Genomic DNA, 15,615 nt, shown 5'->3' on the forward strand with positions numbered 1-15,615 from the left:
CCAATCGGAAAACTCCGTTGAGGTTGTCTGAGGGCCTCCGTATGCTCGCTCACATGTGCGTCAGCTGAGAGCCCGCGCAGACGCGGTTTCACGAGAGCCGTCGCCAGATCACACCCGAGGAGACAACCACTGATGATGTCCGCTCCCGACGCCGCGAACCACATGGTTCCCGGTTCAGATCGCAGAGGTCGGGGACGCATCGGCGTCCTGGCTGCCACCTGCGTCGCCGCTCTGGGCGCCAGCGCCCTGATCGCGGCCCCCGCCTCCGCCGACGTCGCAGGAACGGGGGTGGTCATCAACGAGGCGTACCTCTCGGGCGGCAGCGCAGGCGCGGCGTTCACGAACAAGTTCGTCGAGCTCTACAACCCGACCTCCCAGCCCGTCTCGCTCGACGGCTTCTCGCTCCAGTACCGCTCTGCGACCGGCACGGCCGCCTTCACGGGGGTCGCCCCGCTGGCGGGCAGCATCCCCGCCGGCGGCCACTACCTGGTGCAGGGCGGCAGCAACGGCGCGAACGGCGCCGCGCTGCCGACCCCCGACGCGGTCGGCGCTCTCAACCCGAGCGGAACGAACGGCACGCTCGCTCTGGTGAAGGGCACCGCAGCGGTCACGCTCGCCCCGGGATCGGTGGCGGGCGTCGACGGCGTGGTCGACGTGCTCGGCTACGGCACCTCGAACACCTTCGAGACGAAGGCGGCGACTCCGCCCACGGGCAACACCGACGTCAAGTCGCTGAATCGCACGGCAGGCGTCGACACCGACGACAACAGTGCGGACTTCACGCTCTCCGCGTCGATCACTCCCCAGAACTCCGGCGGCACCGACCCGGGCACCGACCCGGGCACCGACCCGGGCACCGACCCCGGCACCGATCCCGTGAAGGTGTCGATCGCCGAGGTCCAGGGCACCACCGACGTCTCGCCGCTGAGCGGCCAGACAGTCACCGTCGAGGGCGTCGTGACCGCCGACTTCCGCACCGGCGGATACAAGGGCGTGGTGATTCAGACCCAGGGCTCGGGCGGCGAGACCGACTCGACTCCGGGAGCCTCCGACGGCGTCTTCGTGTATCTCAACGCACTCGCGCCGACGCTGGCCATCGGCGATCTGATCTCGGTCACGGGCTCGGTGGGAGAGTACTTCGGGCAGACGCAGATCAACCCCGGTTCGCTCGCAGGCGTCTCGGTCGTTCAGGCCGGCGTCGGCGTTCCCGCTCTCACCCCGCTGCCGGACACCGTGGTCGGAGCCGATCGCGAGCAGTACGAGAACATGTACGTCGCACCGGCGGGCACCTATCGGCTGGCCTCCAGCCACCAGCTCTACAACTTCGGCACGCTGTGGCTCAACGCCGGCGAGGATCTGAACGTCAAGAGCACGGAGCTGAGCCGCCCGGGTGACGAGGCGGCTGCGATCGCCGCGGCCAACCGCGCGAACCGCATCCTGCTCGACGACGCCTGGTCGATCCAGGTGACAAACAGCGGTCACCCGAACGATCAGCCGTACTTCACGAAGGATCAGGTCGTCCGAAACGGCGACACGGTCGACTTCAGCGACACCGGCTATGTGCTGCAGTACGGTTTCGACGACTGGCGTCTGCAGCCGGTGCTGCCGATCGACAGCACCACCCCGGCCGAGCAGAGGGCCGGATTCACCACGACCAACCCGCGTGCGGAATCGGCACCCGAGGTCGGTGGTGACGTGCAGGTGGCGTCGTTCAACGTCTTCAACTACTTCACGACGCTCAAGAGCGAGAACTCGAACGCGCGAGGCGCGGCGAATGCCGAGCAGTTCGCGATCCAGAAGTCGAAGATCGTGGCGGCGATCAACGGACTCGATGCCGAGATCGTCTCGCTCATGGAGATCGAGAACTCCGTCAAGCTCGGGGGCTCGCTCGACGAGGCGCTCGCCGACCTGGTCGACGGACTCAATGACGCGCTCGGTGAGGATGAGTGGGACTACGTCCGCACGCCCGACGAGCTGAACGACGCGACGACGACCGACTTCATCACGAGCGCCATCATCTACAAGAAGGATGCCGTGTCGACGGTCGGCGAGAGCCTCACCGTGACGGACGAGTCGGTGTGGGGCAACGCGCGTGAGCCGATCGCCCAGGCGTTCGACGTCGACGGCAGGACCGTCACGGTCGTCGCGAACCACTTCAAGTCGAAGTCGGCTCCCGAGGGAGGCGGAGCAGAGCCTGCCGACGGCCAGGGATTCTTCAATGGCGACCGTGTCGCACAGGCGAACTCGCTCCTCGGATTCACCGCGGAGATCGAGGAGGCCACAGGCAGCAGCGACATGCTGCTGATCGGCGACTTCAACGCTTACGCGAAGGAAGATCCGATCGACGTCTTCACGTCGGCGGGCTGGAGCGACGTCGCGCGCGAGAAGGCACCGGAGCAGCACACCTACTCGTTCGACGGTGAGCTCGGTTCGCTCGATCACGTGCTGGCGTCGCCGTCACTCGCGGCATCGATCACAGGGGTGGGCGTCTGGAGCATCAACTCGCCGGAGTGGAGCGACCGCGGCTACGCGTTCGCCGCCACAGAGGCCGGCACTCCGTTCCGCTCCAGCGACCACGACCCGATCATCGTGGGCGTCTCCTCCGAGATTCCGCCGGTGAGCATCGACGTGGTCACCATGAACGACTTCCACGGCCGCATCGAGGCCGACGGCGCCGCCGCCGGCGCAGCAGTCGTGGCGGGAGCCGTCCAGCAGTTCCGCAGCGAGAACCCGAACACGATCTTCGCCGGAGTCGGCGACCTGATCGGCGCCTCGACGTTCACCTCGTTCATCAACGACGACAACCCGACGATCGACGCGCTCAACGCGGCCGGTCTCGATGTCAGCGCGGCGGGGAACCACGAGTTCGACCAGGGCTGGGAAGACCTGCGCGACCGCGTGCAGGATCGCGCGGACTGGGAGTACATCTCCTCCAACGTGTTCCTCACCGAGACCGGGGAGCCCGCGCTCGCACCGGCTTGGGTGAAGGAGCTCGACGGCGTCAAGGTCGGCTTCATCGGCGCTGTGACCGAAGACCTCGACTCGCTCGTGTCCCCTGAGGGCATCGCGGACCTCGAGGTGCGCAGCATCGCCGATTCGGTGAACGCCGTGGCAGACGACCTGCGCGACGGAGACACCTCGAACGGTGAGGCGGATGTCGTCATCCTCCTCGTCCACGAGGGGGCCGCAAGCAGCGAGCTCTCGAGCATCACCCCGGAGTCGCCCCTCGGCGAGATCGTCTACGGAGTGGATGACGATGTGAACGCGATCGTGTCGGCGCACACGCACCTCGCCTACAACCACGTGATCGACGGGCGTCCCGTGATCTCGGCCGGTCAGTACGGCGAGAACCTCGGGCTGATGAACCTGCAGGTCGACCCGAAGACGAAGGACCTGATCTCGATCACCAACGAGATCAAGCCGCTCACGGCGAACGGTCAGGCGCTCTACCCGGCCGTCACCGAGGTCGCAGACATCGTCGCGAAGGCGAAGGCCGACGCCGACGTGCTCGGTGCCGTCAAGGTCGGCGACATCACCGCCGACTTCAACCGGGCTCGTCAGGCGAACGGCGCGGAGAACCGCGGCGGCGAGTCGACGATCGGCAACTTCGTGGCGGACGTGCAGAAGTGGTCCACGGGTGCGGACATCGCACTCATGAACCCGGGCGGAATCCGTGCGAACCTCACGTACGCGTCATCCGGTGCGAGCGACCCGAACGGCAACGTCACCTATCGCGAGGCGGCGACGGTGCAGCCGTTCGCCAACACGCTGGTGACGCTCACCATGACCGGCGCCGAGATCAAGGGCGTGCTCGAGGAACAGTGGCAGCCGGCGGGTGCCGCGCGTCCGTTCCTGAAGCTGGGAGTGTCGCAGGGGCTGGTCTACACGTACGATCCCGCAGCCGCTGCGGGATCGCGGATCACCTCCCTCACTCTCGACGGCACGGCCATCGATCCGGCGGCGGACTACACGGTCGCCGCGAACTCCTTCCTGGCTGCCGGCGGTGACAACTTCTTCACCTTCCGTGAGGGGGAGAACAAGCGGGACACCGGAAAGATCGACCTGCAGTCGATGGTCGACTGGTTCGACGCCAACAAGACCGCGACCCCCGACCTCGCTCAGCGTGCGGTGGGCGTCTCGGTCAGCGCACCGGATGCCGACGGCTACAGTGCCGGCGACCAGGTCACCGTGGCCCTCTCGTCGCTGGCGTTCAGCGCCGGGGAACAGGCGCCGGGAGCGGTGACCCTGTCGCTGGGCGATGCTCAGCTGGCCACGGGAGCGATCGATCCCACGATCGTCGACACCACCGACGAGGTCGGGCGCGCGACGCTCACCTTCGCTGTGCCGTCGGGTGTCTCGGGAGACCAGTTGCTCACCGTCGCCGTCGCCGGGACAGGGACGACCGTGCAGGTGCCGTTCTCTATCACCGCAGAGGAGCCCGAGGAGTTCGCGGGATCCATCGACTTCGGATCCTCGAAGGTGGCCGCAGGCAAGAAGCTGCCGATCACCGGCGAGGGCTACGAGTCGGGCGAGACCGTGACCATCGAGCTGCGCCCCAAGAAGGGCGCCCCTCTCGAGGTCGGCACCGTGAAGGTCGCAGCTGACGGCACCTTCTCGACTGCCGTCACGGTTCCCAAGAACGCGCAGCCGGGCAAGTACACGGTCGCGGTGGCGCAGGCCGACGGAGACGAGGCCACGGCCACGGTCACCGTCAACCGTGCAGGAGGCGTCGGCGGCATCATCGGCGGCATCATCGACTGGCTGTGGAACCTCATCAACGGCTGGTTCTGATCTGACAGCGCGACGAGCGGGCCGGGGAGATATCCCCGGCCCGCTTTCGTCGTGCCCCGGTTCTCCGTGAGTACACACAGGCAGATCCAAAATGAGTTCTTGTGTTTGTGTTGTTTCATGTTGTAACGTGTGGGAAAGTTTCCCACCAGCAACGGAGCAGCGATGTACGCGATGGAGCGCCAGCAGCAGATCGAGCGGATCCTGGGCGACGAGGGACGCATCGCGGTCGTGGACCTCGCGCAGCGATTCGACGTCACGACCGAGACGGTCCGCCGCGATCTCGCCGTCCTCGAGGAGGCGGGCTCGCTCGTCCGCGTCCACGGGGGAGCTGTCGCGAAAGACGACGACAGCACCAACGAGCCGACCGTGCACGAGCGCGTCCTGCAGCACGGATCCGAGAAGCGTGCGATCGCCACACGAGCCCTCGCGGCACTGGGCCGGGACTTCCGCGGATCCGTCTTCATCGACGCGGGCACGACCGCCGGGGCCGTCGCCGATGCGCTGGCCAGACACGCGGAGAATCCCTCCGCCGGAGCCCGCGCGCGTGTCGAGGCAGTGACGCATTCGCTGACGATCGCTCCGGTGCTCGCCGCCGCCGACGACATCTCGCTCACTGTCATCGGCGGACGCATCCGTGGGGTCACCGCGGCGGCTGTGGGGGCCGAGACGGTCGCGACGATCGCTCGCCTGCGTCCCGACGTCGCTTTCGTCGGAGTCAACGGCATCTCGGCGGGCTTCGGCCTCAGCACTCCCGACCCCGAGGAGGCCTCGGTGAAGGCAGCCATCGTGCGAGCGGCGCGGCGGGTGATCGTGGTGGCGGACTCGAGCAAGCTCGACAGAGAGCTGCTGGTGTCTTTCGCCTCACTGTCGGACATCGACGTGCTCGTGACCGACGTCGAGCCGTCGGCCGAGCTCTCTGCAGCGCTCGCGGATGCAGACGTGGAGGTCTGGATCGCATGATCGTCACCCTGACCATCAACCCCGCTCTCGACCGCACGATCGCGATCGATGCGGCTCTCCGTGCGGGGCAGGTCCAGTCCGCGAGCTCGGCCCGCGAGGAGGCGGGCGGCAAGGGCATCAACGTGTCGCGCGTCGTCGCCGCGGCGGGCGCCGACACGATCGCGGTTCTCCCGCTCTCCGCCGACGACCCGTATCGCATCGCCCTCACGGCGGCAGGCATCGCGGCGGTGGCGGTTCCCGTCGACCGGCATGCGCGCACCAACCTCGCGATCACGGATCCCGACGGGGTCACCACGAAGATCAATCTGGCCGGGACTCCGCTGACTCCCGTCGATTCACAGGCGGTGGTGCAGGCGGTCGTGGATGCGAGCGAGGATGCCGCATGGCTGGTGCTCGCGGGCTCGCTCCCCGAGTCGACCGCCGCGTCGTTCTACCTCGACGTGATCCGCGAGGTGCGCGCTCGATGGGGCGTGAACGCGCCGCGAATCGCCGTCGATGCGTCGGGTGCTGCGCTGCGCGAGGTCGTCGCGCACGGTGCGGTCGACCTCATCAAGCCGAATGATGAAGAGCTCGCCGAACTCCTCGGCACGGTCATCGATGCAACCGACCCCGAGGCGATCGTCGACGCCGTTCGCGCCCTCGTGCCGGGGAGCGTCGGCGCCGCTCTGATCACCCTCGGCGGCGCCGGTGCCGCGCTCGTCACGGCAGACGACGCACGTCTCGCCGCCGCGCCCCGCATCCGAGTGGTCAGCACGGTCGGGGCGGGGGACAGCTCGCTCGCCGGCTATCTGCTCGCCGATCTCGCGGGGGCCGACTCCACGGCACGACTCACGTCCGCCATCCGCTACGGCGCCGCGGCGGCCTCTCTTCCGGGAACCCAGGTGCCGACGCCGGCCGATCTCGGACACCACGACATCACTGTTCGATCGATCTGATCACTGACGACCACTGGAGGTCATCATGTCCGACACCATCACCACCGAGCTCGTCAGCATCGACGCACCCCTCGGCGCCGACAAAGCGGCGGTGATCCGCGCGCTCGCCGCGCTGGTCGCTGCCGAGGGTCGTGCCGACGACGCCGACGCGCTGTTCGCCGACGCCTGGGCACGCGAGGAGAAAGACGAGACCGGGCTTCCCGGGGGCATCGCGATCCCGCACGCCAAGAGCGCGTCGGTCACGATCCCGAGCCTCGCCTTCGCGCGGCTCGCACCCGGCGTCGACTTCGGCGCCCCCGACGGTCCGGCGGACCTGGTCTTCCTGATCGCCGCGCCCGACACCGCTGCGGAGGCCCATCTCGCGATGCTGTCGAAGCTCGCGCGCAGTCTCATGCAGGACGAGTTCACCGCGTCGCTGCGGGCGGCGAAGACCGCTGACGAGGTGGTCGCCATCGTCGACGCCGCGATCGCGGACGAGCCGGCCGCAGAGGAGTCCGTCGCTGAGACCCCGGCTGCGGCGGAGACTTCGACTGCCGCTCCTGCCGCCGGCGGAGGGCGTGCGCGGATCGTCGCCGTCACCGCGTGCGCCACCGGCATCGCGCACACGTTCATGGCCGCCGACGCCCTGACCGCGGCCGGTCGCGCCGAGGGAGTCGATCTGGTGGTCGAGCCGCAGGGCTCCAGCGGTTACAAGCCGCTTCCGCAGAGCGTGATCGACCAGGCGGATGCCGTGATCTTCGCGGTCGACGTCGACGTGCGCGAGCAGGAGCGCTTCGCCGGGAAGCCGGTCGTGCGCTCGGGCGTCAAGCGCGGCATCGAGGAGCCGACGCAGATGATCGCCGAGGCGATCGCCGCTGCCGCCGACCCCTCGGCAGCGCGCGTCGCCGGTGCCGCTGCCTCGGTGACGTCGGGCAGTTCGTCGACAGCCGCCCCGCAGTCGATGGGACGCCGGATCCAGCGCATCCTCCTCACCGGCGTGAGCTACATGATCCCGTTCGTCGCGGGTGGCGGTCTGCTCATCGCTCTCGGATTCCTGTTCGGCGGCTACGAAGTGAACGCCGACAACCAGGCGTTCACGGTGATCCTCGAGAACGCCCTGTGGGATCTCCCCGCAGGAGGCCTCGGTCAGTACATCGGCTCCGTGCTGTTCGTGATCGGCGCCACATCGATGGGCTTCCTGGTCTCCGCTCTCTCGGGCTACATCGCCTTCGCCATAGCCGACCGTCCGGGCATCGCGCCCGGATTCGTCGCAGGCGCCGTCGCGGTGCTCATGAACGCCGGCTTCATCGGCGGCATCGTCGGAGGACTCCTGGCCGGTACGGTCGCCTGGGCGATCGGGCGCATCGATGCTCCTCGATGGCTGCGTGGGCTGATGCCGGTCGTGATCATCCCTCTGCTCGCATCGCTCGCGGCATCCGGACTCATGCTGCTGTTCCTCGGTCGACCGATCGCCTGGCTGATGCTCGTGCTCAACGACTGGCTGACGGGCCTCGCGGGCACGTCGGGAATCGTCCTGGTGGGTGTGATCCTCGGGCTCATGATGTGCTTCGACCTGGGCGGCCCCGTCAACAAGGTGGCGTACGCCTTCGCGACTGCCGGACTCGCCTCGGCATCCGCCGACAACCCCACTCCGTACCTGATCATGGCGGCCGTGATGTGCGCGGGAATGGTGCCACCACTCGCCATGGCACTCGCGTCCACCGTGCTCGACCGCCGTCTGTTCACTCCGGTGGAGCGCGAGAACGGCGTGGCCGCGTGGCTTCTGGGTGCGTCGTTCATCAGCGAGGGGGCCATCCCGTTCGCAGCGGCCGACCCTCTGCGTGTGATCCCCGCGTCGATGCTCGGCGGTGCGATCACCGGCGCGCTCAGCATGGCCCTGTCGGTGCAGTCTCTCGCCCCGCACGGCGGTATCTTCGTCTTCTTCGCGATCGACCCCATCTGGGGCTTCCTGCTCGCGCTGGCGGTGGGAACCCTCGTGAGCGCCTTCGCCGTGATCGGGCTCAAGCGTTTCGCGCGGAGCAAGAGCTCATCAGAGGCGACGCTCGTCGCCGCCACGGTGTGATCGCCCGTACTTCACCCTGATATCAGAACGACACGAGAGAGAGATCGACATGGCAGAACGACAGGCGACCATCGCAAGCGGCTCCGGGCTGCACGCACGTCCGGCGAAGCTGTTCGTCGCGGCCGTGCAGGAGAAGGGCATCCCGGTCACGATCTCGGTGGCGGGGGGATCGGAGCTCAACGCGGGGAGCATTCTCGCGCTCATGGGCCTCGGCGCCTCGAAGGGCACGGTCGTGACGCTGCGCTCCGACGCCGACGGCGCGGAACAGGCGCTCGACGAGCTGGCGACGCTGCTCGAGAGCGATCTCGACGCGGTCTAGACGAGCGGTCCCCGGCCTCATCCGGTCGGGGGCCGGCCCCGTCGCCCGCGCTCCCGAGCCGGAATCGGCGGGGAATCTCCCGGCTAGACTGGTGTCATGCCCGAACCGAAAGTCGCCAGCTTTCCGGCGATCCGCGGTGCGCTGAAGTTCTACCAGATCGCGTCGATCATCACCGGAGTCATGCTGCTCCTGCTGTTGGCCGAGATGGTGCTCAAGTACACGCCGATCCACCTCGAACTCTTCGCGGGAGGCTCGGGCGGATTCCTCTGGTTCGCCGGAGTGCTCGCCGGCCCCGACTGCCAGTGGTGGTCGTTGTTCGCGCCGTGGACGAACTCGTGCGAGATGACCTCGCTGGGAGACGGCGTGAATCTGTCGCTCTTCATCCTGGTCGCACACGGCTGGTTCTACGTGGTGTACCTGTTCGCGTGCTTCCGCGTGTGGAGCCTCATGCGCTGGCCGTTCCCCCGCTTCATCCTGCTCGCTCTCGGCGGCGTCATCCCGCTGCTCTCCTTCTTCATGGAGGCGATCGTCGCACGCGAGGTCAAGACCTATCTCTCCACTCGAGAGGCCGCCGCGGCCTCTGCCCCTGCCACGGAAGGTGTCCGGTGACCGAACAGTCCGAGACCCAGCAGCGCCCCGCGCTCGTCGTCGACTTCGGCGCGCAGTACGCGCAGCTGATCGCACGCCGAGTGCGTGAGGCCGGTGTCTACAGCGAGATCGTGCCGCACACCGCCACGGCCGCAGAGATCGCCGAGAAGAACCCGGTCGCGATCATCCTCTCGGGTGGTCCGTCGTCGGTGTACGAGGAGGGCGCTCCGCGTCTGGACCCGGCCGTCTTCGACCTCGGTGTGCCGACGCTCGGCATCTGCTACGGCTTCCAGTACATGGCGCAGACCCTCGGTGGCGAGGTCGCCAACACGGGCCTCCGCGAGTACGGGGCGACGGATGCCGTCATCTCGGGTGACGGCGGCACGCTGCTCGGCGGGCAGCCGAGCGAGCAGAACGTCTGGATGAGCCACGGCGATCAGGTCGCCAAGGCGCCCGAGGGCTTCGACGTGCTCGCCACGACCGACGCCACGAGGGTCGCCGCGTTCGCGAACGAGGAGCGCGGCTTCTACGGCGTGCAGTGGCACCCCGAGGTCAAGCACTCCGACCACGGCCAGCGTGTGCTCGAGAACTTCCTGCACAAGGGTGCAGGTCTCGCGTCGGACTGGAACAGCGACAACGTGATCGCTGAGCAGGTCGAGCGCATCCGCGAGCAGGTGGGCGACGCCCGCGTCATCTCCGCGCTCTCGGGCGGCGTCGACTCCGCGGTCTCGACGGCTCTCGTGCACAAGGCGATCGGCGACCAGCTGACTGCGGTGTTCGTCGACCACGGGCTCCTGCGCAAGGGAGAGCGTGAGCAGGTCGAGAAGGACTACGTCGAGTCCACCGGCGTCCGTCTGATCACGGTCGATGCGGCCGATGTCTTCCTGGGGCACCTCAAGGGAGTCACCGACCCCGAAGAGAAGCGCAAGATCATCGGACGCGAGTTCATCCGCGCGTTCGAGAAGGTGCAGCTCGATCTCGTCGCCGAGGCCAAGGCCTCGGGCGGTGCACCCGTGAAGTTCCTCGTGCAGGGCACGCTCTACCCCGACGTCGTCGAGTCGGGCGGCGGCGCAGGCACCGCGAACATCAAGTCGCACCACAACGTCGGCGGACTGCCCGATGACCTCGACTTCGAGCTCATCGAGCCGCTGCGCGCCCTGTTCAAGGACGAGGTCCGCGCGATCGGCCGTGAGCTCGGCATCCCGGAGGCGATCGTCGGACGCCAGCCGTTCCCCGGTCCCGGTCTCGGCATCCGCATCATCGGCGAGGTCACGCAGGATCGTCTCGAGATCCTCCGCGAGGCCGACGCGATCGCGCGCGAGGAGCTCACCAAGGCGGGGCTCGATCAGGACATCTGGCAGTGCCCGGTCGTGCTGCTCGCCGACGTCCGCTCCGTGGGTGTGCAGGGCGACGGCCGCACCTACGGGCACCCGATCGTGCTGCGTCCGGTGTCGAGCGAAGACGCCATGACCGCCGACTGGACGCGTCTGCCCTACGACGTTCTCTCGAAGATCTCGAACCGCATCACCAACGGCGTGCGCGACGTCAACCGCGTCGTGCTCGACGTGACGTCGAAGCCGCCGGGGACCATCGAGTGGGAGTGATATCGCTCTCGCGCCGCTGATATCGAACGGGCACAGACCATCGGGGTCTGTGCCCGTTCGCGGTATTTCGGGCAGGATGAGCGTATGACCAAGGCGCGAACGAAGATCACGGTTATCGGTGCGGGCAGCGTGGGGGTGAGCGTCGCATATGCGGCCCTGATCCGGGGGAGTGCGGCTGAGGTCGCCCTCTACGACATCGCCACGGACAAGGTCGACGCCGAGGTCCTCGATCTCGCGCACGGCACGCAGTTCACCTCCGCTGCGGTGAGCGGAGGGTCAGACCTCTCGGTCATCGACGGCAGCGACGTGATCGTCGTGACCGCCGGTGCAAAGCAGCAGCCGGGGCAGACCCGCATGGAGCTCTCGGGCATCAATGCGCGGCTGCTCGAGAACCTCATGCCGCAGCTCGTCGAGCGGGCGCCCGGTGCGGTGTTCATCATCGTCACGAACCCGGCCGACGTCATGACGGTCGTCGCGCAGCGCGTCTCGGGACTGCCGCCGCATCGAGTGTTCGGCTCCGGCACCGTGCTCGACACCTCGCGTCTGCGCTGGCGGCTCGCGCAGCGGGCGAACGTGAACACCGCGAGCGTGCACGCCGACATCGTGGGCGAGCACGGCGACACCGAGTTCCCGCTCTGGTCGAACGCGACGATCGGGTCCGTTCCGATCCTCGACTGGCCGGCCGAGGAAGCCTTCACGACCGAAGAGCTCGACCGGATCGCGGTCGAGGTGCGCGATGCGGCGTATGCGGTCATCCGTGGGAAGGGTGCGACCAACCTCGCGATCGGCGTCAGCTGCGCACGAATCGCCGAGGCGGTGCTGCACGACGAGCGCGCCGTGCTCCCGGTCGCGACCGTGCTCGACGGCGAGTACGGCATTCGGGGAGTGGCGCTGTCGGTACCGTCGGTCGTCGGGGCAGCGGGGGCCGCGCCGCTGGCAGAGACGCCCATGAACGAGCAGGAACTCACCCTGCTGCGGGCCTCTGCAGAAGCGATCAGGGCAGCGGTCGACGAGCTCGACTGACGAGCGCGGAAGAGAATCTCAGAAAACTCCACGGAGATGTCGATCTGCGACATCCTCGTTCGACGTCTTCAATGAGAGGGTCGAGAAGCGGCCCCACCCACCAAGGAGAACATCATGAAGTACATGCTGATCATGCGCTCGAACGACGAAGCGGTCGAGGCATACAAGGAGATGCCCTTCGAGCAGGTCATCGAGGCCATGGGCAGGTACAACGAGTCGATGATCAAAGCCGGTGTGCTGGCTGCAGGCGAGGGACTCAGCGACGCCGCAGAGGGCTTCGTCGTCGACTTCAGCGCCGAGACGCCGCTCATCACCGACGGCCCCTACGGCGAGACGAAGGAGCTGTTCAACGGCTTCTGGATCCTCGAGGTGTCGAGCCGCGAAGAGGCGGCGGAGTGGGCCAGCCGTGCGCCGCTCGGCAAGGGGTCGTTCCTCGAGGTGCGCCGCGTGACGGACGAGTCCGACTTCCCCGCCGACAACGAGTGGATCGAGAAGGAGAAGGGCTGGCGCGAAGAGGAAGAGGCGCGTCGCGCCCGTCAGTGAGATGAACGACGACAGCGAGGCGGCCCGCGCGGCATCCGATGAGGGTGTGCGGCGGGCCGTCGCCGCCGTGTGGCGTATCGAGTCGGCCAAGATCGTCGCGACGCTCACCAGGGTGGTCGGCGATTTCGGCCTCGCCGAGGATCTCGCGCAGGAGGCCCTGCTGGATGCCCTGCAGCAGTGGCCCCGCGACGGCGTGCCTCGGAACGGCGCGGCCTGGCTCACGGCGGTCGCCAAGCGCAAGGCGATCGACGGCTGGCGTCGACGCGAGCGACTGGACGACCGGATGGCGGTGCTCGCGCATGATCTCGAGCGCGAGCAGGCTGAAGGAGCGGAATCGCCCCCGTGGGATCCGGATGCCGTCGATGACGACGTGCTCAGGCTGATCTTCATCTCGTGCCACCCGGTGCTGTCTCGGGAGGCGCAGGTGGCCCTCACCCTGCGTGTGGTGGGCGGTCTGTCGAGTGAGGAGATCGCGCGCGCGTTCCTCGTGCCGACGGCGACCGTGCAGCAGCGCATCGTGCGGGCGAAGAGGACGCTCGCTGCAGCGAACGTGCCGTTCGAGATGCCTCCCCGCGAGGAGCATGTCGAGCGACTGGGTGCGGTGCTGGGTGTGCTGTACCTCGTCTTCAACGAGGGACACTCCGCGAGCGCCGGCCCTGACTGGATGCGACCCGAGCTGAGCCTCGAGGCCATCAGGCTCACGCGAGTCCTCGCCGCGCTGGCACCGCGGGAGCGAGACGTGCACAGTCTGCTCGCGCTGATGGAGCTCACGGCCGCGCGATTCCCTGCTCGCATCGACGCAGAGGGCCAGCCGGTCCTCCTCGCCGACCAGGATCGTCGCCGGTGGGATCGCAGCCGCATCGCACGGGGCCGGGCAGCGCTCGCCACGGCGGATGCAGTCGGATCGGGGCGAGGCCCTTACGGTCTGCAGGCGGCGATCGCCGAGTGCCATGCGCTCGCGTCCTCGGTCGACGACACCGACTGGGAGCGCATCGTGCTGCTGTATGAGGCGCTCGGTCGCATCGCGCCCTCACCCGTGGTCGAACTGAATCGGGCGGCGGCGGTCGCGATGGCGACCGGCCCGGCATCCGCCTTGCAGATCATCGACCGACTGTCTGCTTCGGGCGCGCTGGCCGGGTACCACCTGCTGCCCGCCACTCGCGCCGAGCTGCTGCTGCGTCTCGGGCGCGAGGAGGAGGCGCGCAGCGAGTTCGCGACTGCTGCTGCTCTGGCCGGCAACGATCGCGAGCGTGCCCGGCTCGAGGCGAAGGCGGCCTCTCGCTGACCCCACACAGAGAGACGCCCCCTCCGCCAGCGATGCTGGGGGAGAGGGCGTCTCTACGCGCGCTGCGTGATGTCAGCTGCGGGCCTTGCTGCCGCGGTTGACGACCAGACCGTAGATCAGCAGCACGATGATCGAGCCGCCGATGGCGAGGAGCCACGTGCCCAGGTCCCAGAACTCCGTGAGGGGACGGTTCAGGATCAGGCTTCCGAGCCATCCTCCGAGCAGTGCGCCCACGACGCCGAGCAGAAGGGTGATGAACCATCCGCCACCCTGCTTGCCGGGAAGGATCAGCTTCGCGATCGCACCTGCGATCAGGCCGAGAAGAAGGAATCCGAGAAAGCTCATGTTCAGCTCCTTTATTTCGTGAGCCGCGGGGTGCCGCAGCTCGTGTAATCCATGGTGCCTTCTCAGCTTTTTATCAGCCAACCCCTTGCGCTCGACCGCCCTGATATGGCAAGAGGCCCGCCTCCTCAGGGAGACGGGCCTCTGTGCGAGGCGGTTCGCGTCAGTTGTTGCCGCGAGCGATCGCGATGATGCGGAGGATCTCGACGTAGAGCCAGACGACCGTGACCATGATGCCGAAGGCGCCGAGCCAGCCGTACTTGCGGGGAGCGCCGTTGCGCACGCCCTGCTGGATCTGGTCGAAGTCGAGCACCAGCGAGTACGCGGCCATGATCACGACGAGCACGCCGATGATCAGGCCGAGCGGGATGCCGAGGATCTCGACCTTGCTCAGAAGACCGAACGCAGCGCCCTCACCGAGGACACCGGTCCACGTCAGGACGACGTTGAGCAGCGAGAAGACCAGGTAGCCGATCATGGCGATCATGAAGATCTTGGTGGCCTTCTTCGACGCGCGGATCTTGCCGCTGGCGAAGAGTGCGAGGGTGACACCCACCACCGATACGGTCGCGAGGGTCGCCTGGAAGACGATGCCCGGGTACAGCACCTCGAAGAACGCCGAGATGCCACCGATGAAGAGGCCCTCGAAGGCCGCGTAGGCGAAGATCAGCGCGGGGCGGACCTTCTTGCGCGAGGTGAACGAGATGACCATCGCGAGCACGAAACCGCCGAGCGCGCCGACGATCCACGGCAGCATGTTCGGCTGGAAGCGGTCGTACGGGTTCTGCTCGGGTGCGGCGACGCCGCCCAGAGTCACGAACCATCCGACCGCAGCGGTGACGAGCAGGATGGCGAAGAGACCCGCGGTCTTCCACACGGTGTCCTCGACCGACATGCGATCGGTCTCGATCGCGCCCGCAGGGGGAGCGGCATACATGCCCTCGAGCTGCGCGTTGGCGGCGGCGTCCATCGTGCCGTGCTGGAACGATGCGGACTGTGCACCCTGAGCACCCTGCGGCGCCCCCGGGTAGGTCGCGACGTTCCGCGGATCCTGCTGCTGGAACGCCGGATTGTTGAAGGCGAAGTTGCTCATGGTGGGCCTCACTCCAAAGGGGGTCGTAGGTCGCTTTCCTCCACGATAGCCGGAATGCCTGGCCACCAGG

Annotated in this window: 12 protein-coding genes; 10 read left to right on the forward strand and 2 right to left on the reverse strand. The window is 67.9% G+C overall.

The features are described 5' to 3' along the window. The first annotated feature begins 132 nt into the window (after positions 1-132). From AC3WS6_RS06715 to AC3WS6_RS06760, 10 genes are all read left to right on the forward strand, one after another. Positions 133-4,791 carry an ExeM/NucH family extracellular endonuclease gene (locus tag AC3WS6_RS06715; RefSeq protein WP_492500271.1) on the forward strand — a complete coding sequence of 1,553 codons (4,659 nt, stop codon included), beginning with the start codon at positions 133-135 and terminating at the stop codon, positions 4,789-4,791. 162 nt (positions 4,792-4,953) lie between these two features. Continuing rightward, complete coding sequence (locus tag AC3WS6_RS06720; RefSeq protein WP_492501460.1) at positions 4,954-5,751, forward strand: DeoR/GlpR family DNA-binding transcription regulator; 798 nt, start codon at positions 4,954-4,956, stop codon at positions 5,749-5,751. Next, positions 5,748-6,686 (forward strand): 1-phosphofructokinase family hexose kinase, encoded by a 939-nt coding sequence (locus AC3WS6_RS06725; RefSeq protein ID WP_492500272.1) that lies wholly within the window; start codon positions 5,748-5,750, stop codon positions 6,684-6,686. The genes AC3WS6_RS06720 and AC3WS6_RS06725 overlap by 4 nt, the downstream gene beginning before the upstream one ends. Before the next feature lie 25 nt (positions 6,687-6,711). Continuing rightward, complete coding sequence (locus AC3WS6_RS06730; protein WP_492500273.1) at positions 6,712-8,748, forward strand: PTS fructose transporter subunit IIABC; 2,037 nt, start codon at positions 6,712-6,714, stop codon at positions 8,746-8,748. Positions 8,749-8,797: 49 nt separating this feature from the next. Beyond that, positions 8,798-9,067 (forward strand): HPr family phosphocarrier protein, encoded by a 270-nt coding sequence (locus AC3WS6_RS06735; RefSeq protein ID WP_492500274.1) that lies wholly within the window; start codon positions 8,798-8,800, stop codon positions 9,065-9,067. Positions 9,068-9,163: 96 nt separating this feature from the next. Beyond that, positions 9,164-9,676 carry a DUF3817 domain-containing protein gene (locus AC3WS6_RS06740; protein WP_492500275.1) on the forward strand — a complete coding sequence of 171 codons (513 nt, stop codon included), beginning with the start codon at positions 9,164-9,166 and terminating at the stop codon, positions 9,674-9,676. Beyond that, positions 9,673-11,259 (forward strand): glutamine-hydrolyzing GMP synthase, encoded by a 1,587-nt coding sequence (guaA, locus tag AC3WS6_RS06745; protein WP_492500276.1) that lies wholly within the window; start codon positions 9,673-9,675, stop codon positions 11,257-11,259. Before AC3WS6_RS06740 ends, guaA begins: the two co-directional genes overlap by 4 nt. Positions 11,260-11,343: 84 nt before the next feature. Further along, entirely contained in the window at positions 11,344-12,282 is a 939-nt protein-coding gene (locus tag AC3WS6_RS06750) for an L-lactate dehydrogenase (protein ID WP_492500277.1), read from the forward strand. A gap of 114 nt (positions 12,283-12,396) precedes the next feature. Beyond that, the gene (locus tag AC3WS6_RS06755) at positions 12,397-12,825 is read left to right on the forward strand and encodes a YciI family protein (protein ID WP_492500278.1); all 429 of its coding nucleotides are present in this window, start codon (positions 12,397-12,399) and stop codon (positions 12,823-12,825) included. A gap of 1 nt (position 12,826) precedes the next feature. Then, the gene (locus AC3WS6_RS06760) at positions 12,827-14,110 is read left to right on the forward strand and encodes an RNA polymerase sigma factor (protein WP_492500279.1); all 1,284 of its coding nucleotides are present in this window, start codon (positions 12,827-12,829) and stop codon (positions 14,108-14,110) included. Positions 14,111-14,182: 72 nt separating this feature from the next. Here the strand turns inward: AC3WS6_RS06760 and AC3WS6_RS06765 are convergent, their stop codons facing one another. Continuing rightward, positions 14,183-14,455, reverse strand: coding sequence for a GlsB/YeaQ/YmgE family stress response membrane protein (locus AC3WS6_RS06765; protein ID WP_210097234.1), 273 nt, complete (start codon positions 14,453-14,455; stop codon positions 14,183-14,185). 160 nt (positions 14,456-14,615) lie between these two features. Next, the gene (locus tag AC3WS6_RS06770; protein ID WP_492500280.1) at positions 14,616-15,545 is read right to left on the reverse strand and encodes a Bax inhibitor-1/YccA family protein; all 930 of its coding nucleotides are present in this window, start codon (positions 15,543-15,545) and stop codon (positions 14,616-14,618) included. Positions 15,546-15,615 lie beyond the last annotated feature (70 nt).

This window comes from Microbacterium sp. EB106-03-03-XG65 (assembly GCF_058791955.1).

What these genes read in the sequence shown, in the direction of transcription:
- AC3WS6_RS06720 (WP_492501460.1), top strand. Translation starts at nt 4,954, where the DNA reads ATGTACGCGATGGAGCGCCAGCAGCAGATCGAGCGGATCCTGGGCGAC.
- AC3WS6_RS06740 (WP_492500275.1), top strand. Translation starts at nt 9,164, where the DNA reads ATGCCCGAACCGAAAGTCGCCAGCTTTCCGGCGATCCGCGGTGCGCTG.
- AC3WS6_RS06765 (WP_210097234.1), bottom strand. Translation starts at nt 14,455, where the DNA reads ATGAGCTTTCTCGGATTCCTTCTTCTCGGCCTGATCGCAGGTGCGATC.
- AC3WS6_RS06735 (WP_492500274.1), top strand. Translation starts at nt 8,798, where the DNA reads ATGGCAGAACGACAGGCGACCATCGCAAGCGGCTCCGGGCTGCACGCA.
- AC3WS6_RS06730 (WP_492500273.1), top strand. Translation starts at nt 6,712, where the DNA reads ATGTCCGACACCATCACCACCGAGCTCGTCAGCATCGACGCACCCCTC.
- AC3WS6_RS06750 (WP_492500277.1), top strand. Translation starts at nt 11,344, where the DNA reads ATGACCAAGGCGCGAACGAAGATCACGGTTATCGGTGCGGGCAGCGTG.
- AC3WS6_RS06725 (WP_492500272.1), top strand. Translation starts at nt 5,748, where the DNA reads ATGATCGTCACCCTGACCATCAACCCCGCTCTCGACCGCACGATCGCG.
- AC3WS6_RS06715 (WP_492500271.1), top strand. Translation starts at nt 133, where the DNA reads ATGATGTCCGCTCCCGACGCCGCGAACCACATGGTTCCCGGTTCAGAT.
- AC3WS6_RS06770 (WP_492500280.1), bottom strand. Translation starts at nt 15,545, where the DNA reads ATGAGCAACTTCGCCTTCAACAATCCGGCGTTCCAGCAGCAGGATCCG.
- AC3WS6_RS06755 (WP_492500278.1), top strand. Translation starts at nt 12,397, where the DNA reads ATGAAGTACATGCTGATCATGCGCTCGAACGACGAAGCGGTCGAGGCA.
- AC3WS6_RS06760 (WP_492500279.1), top strand. Translation starts at nt 12,827, where the DNA reads ATGAACGACGACAGCGAGGCGGCCCGCGCGGCATCCGATGAGGGTGTG.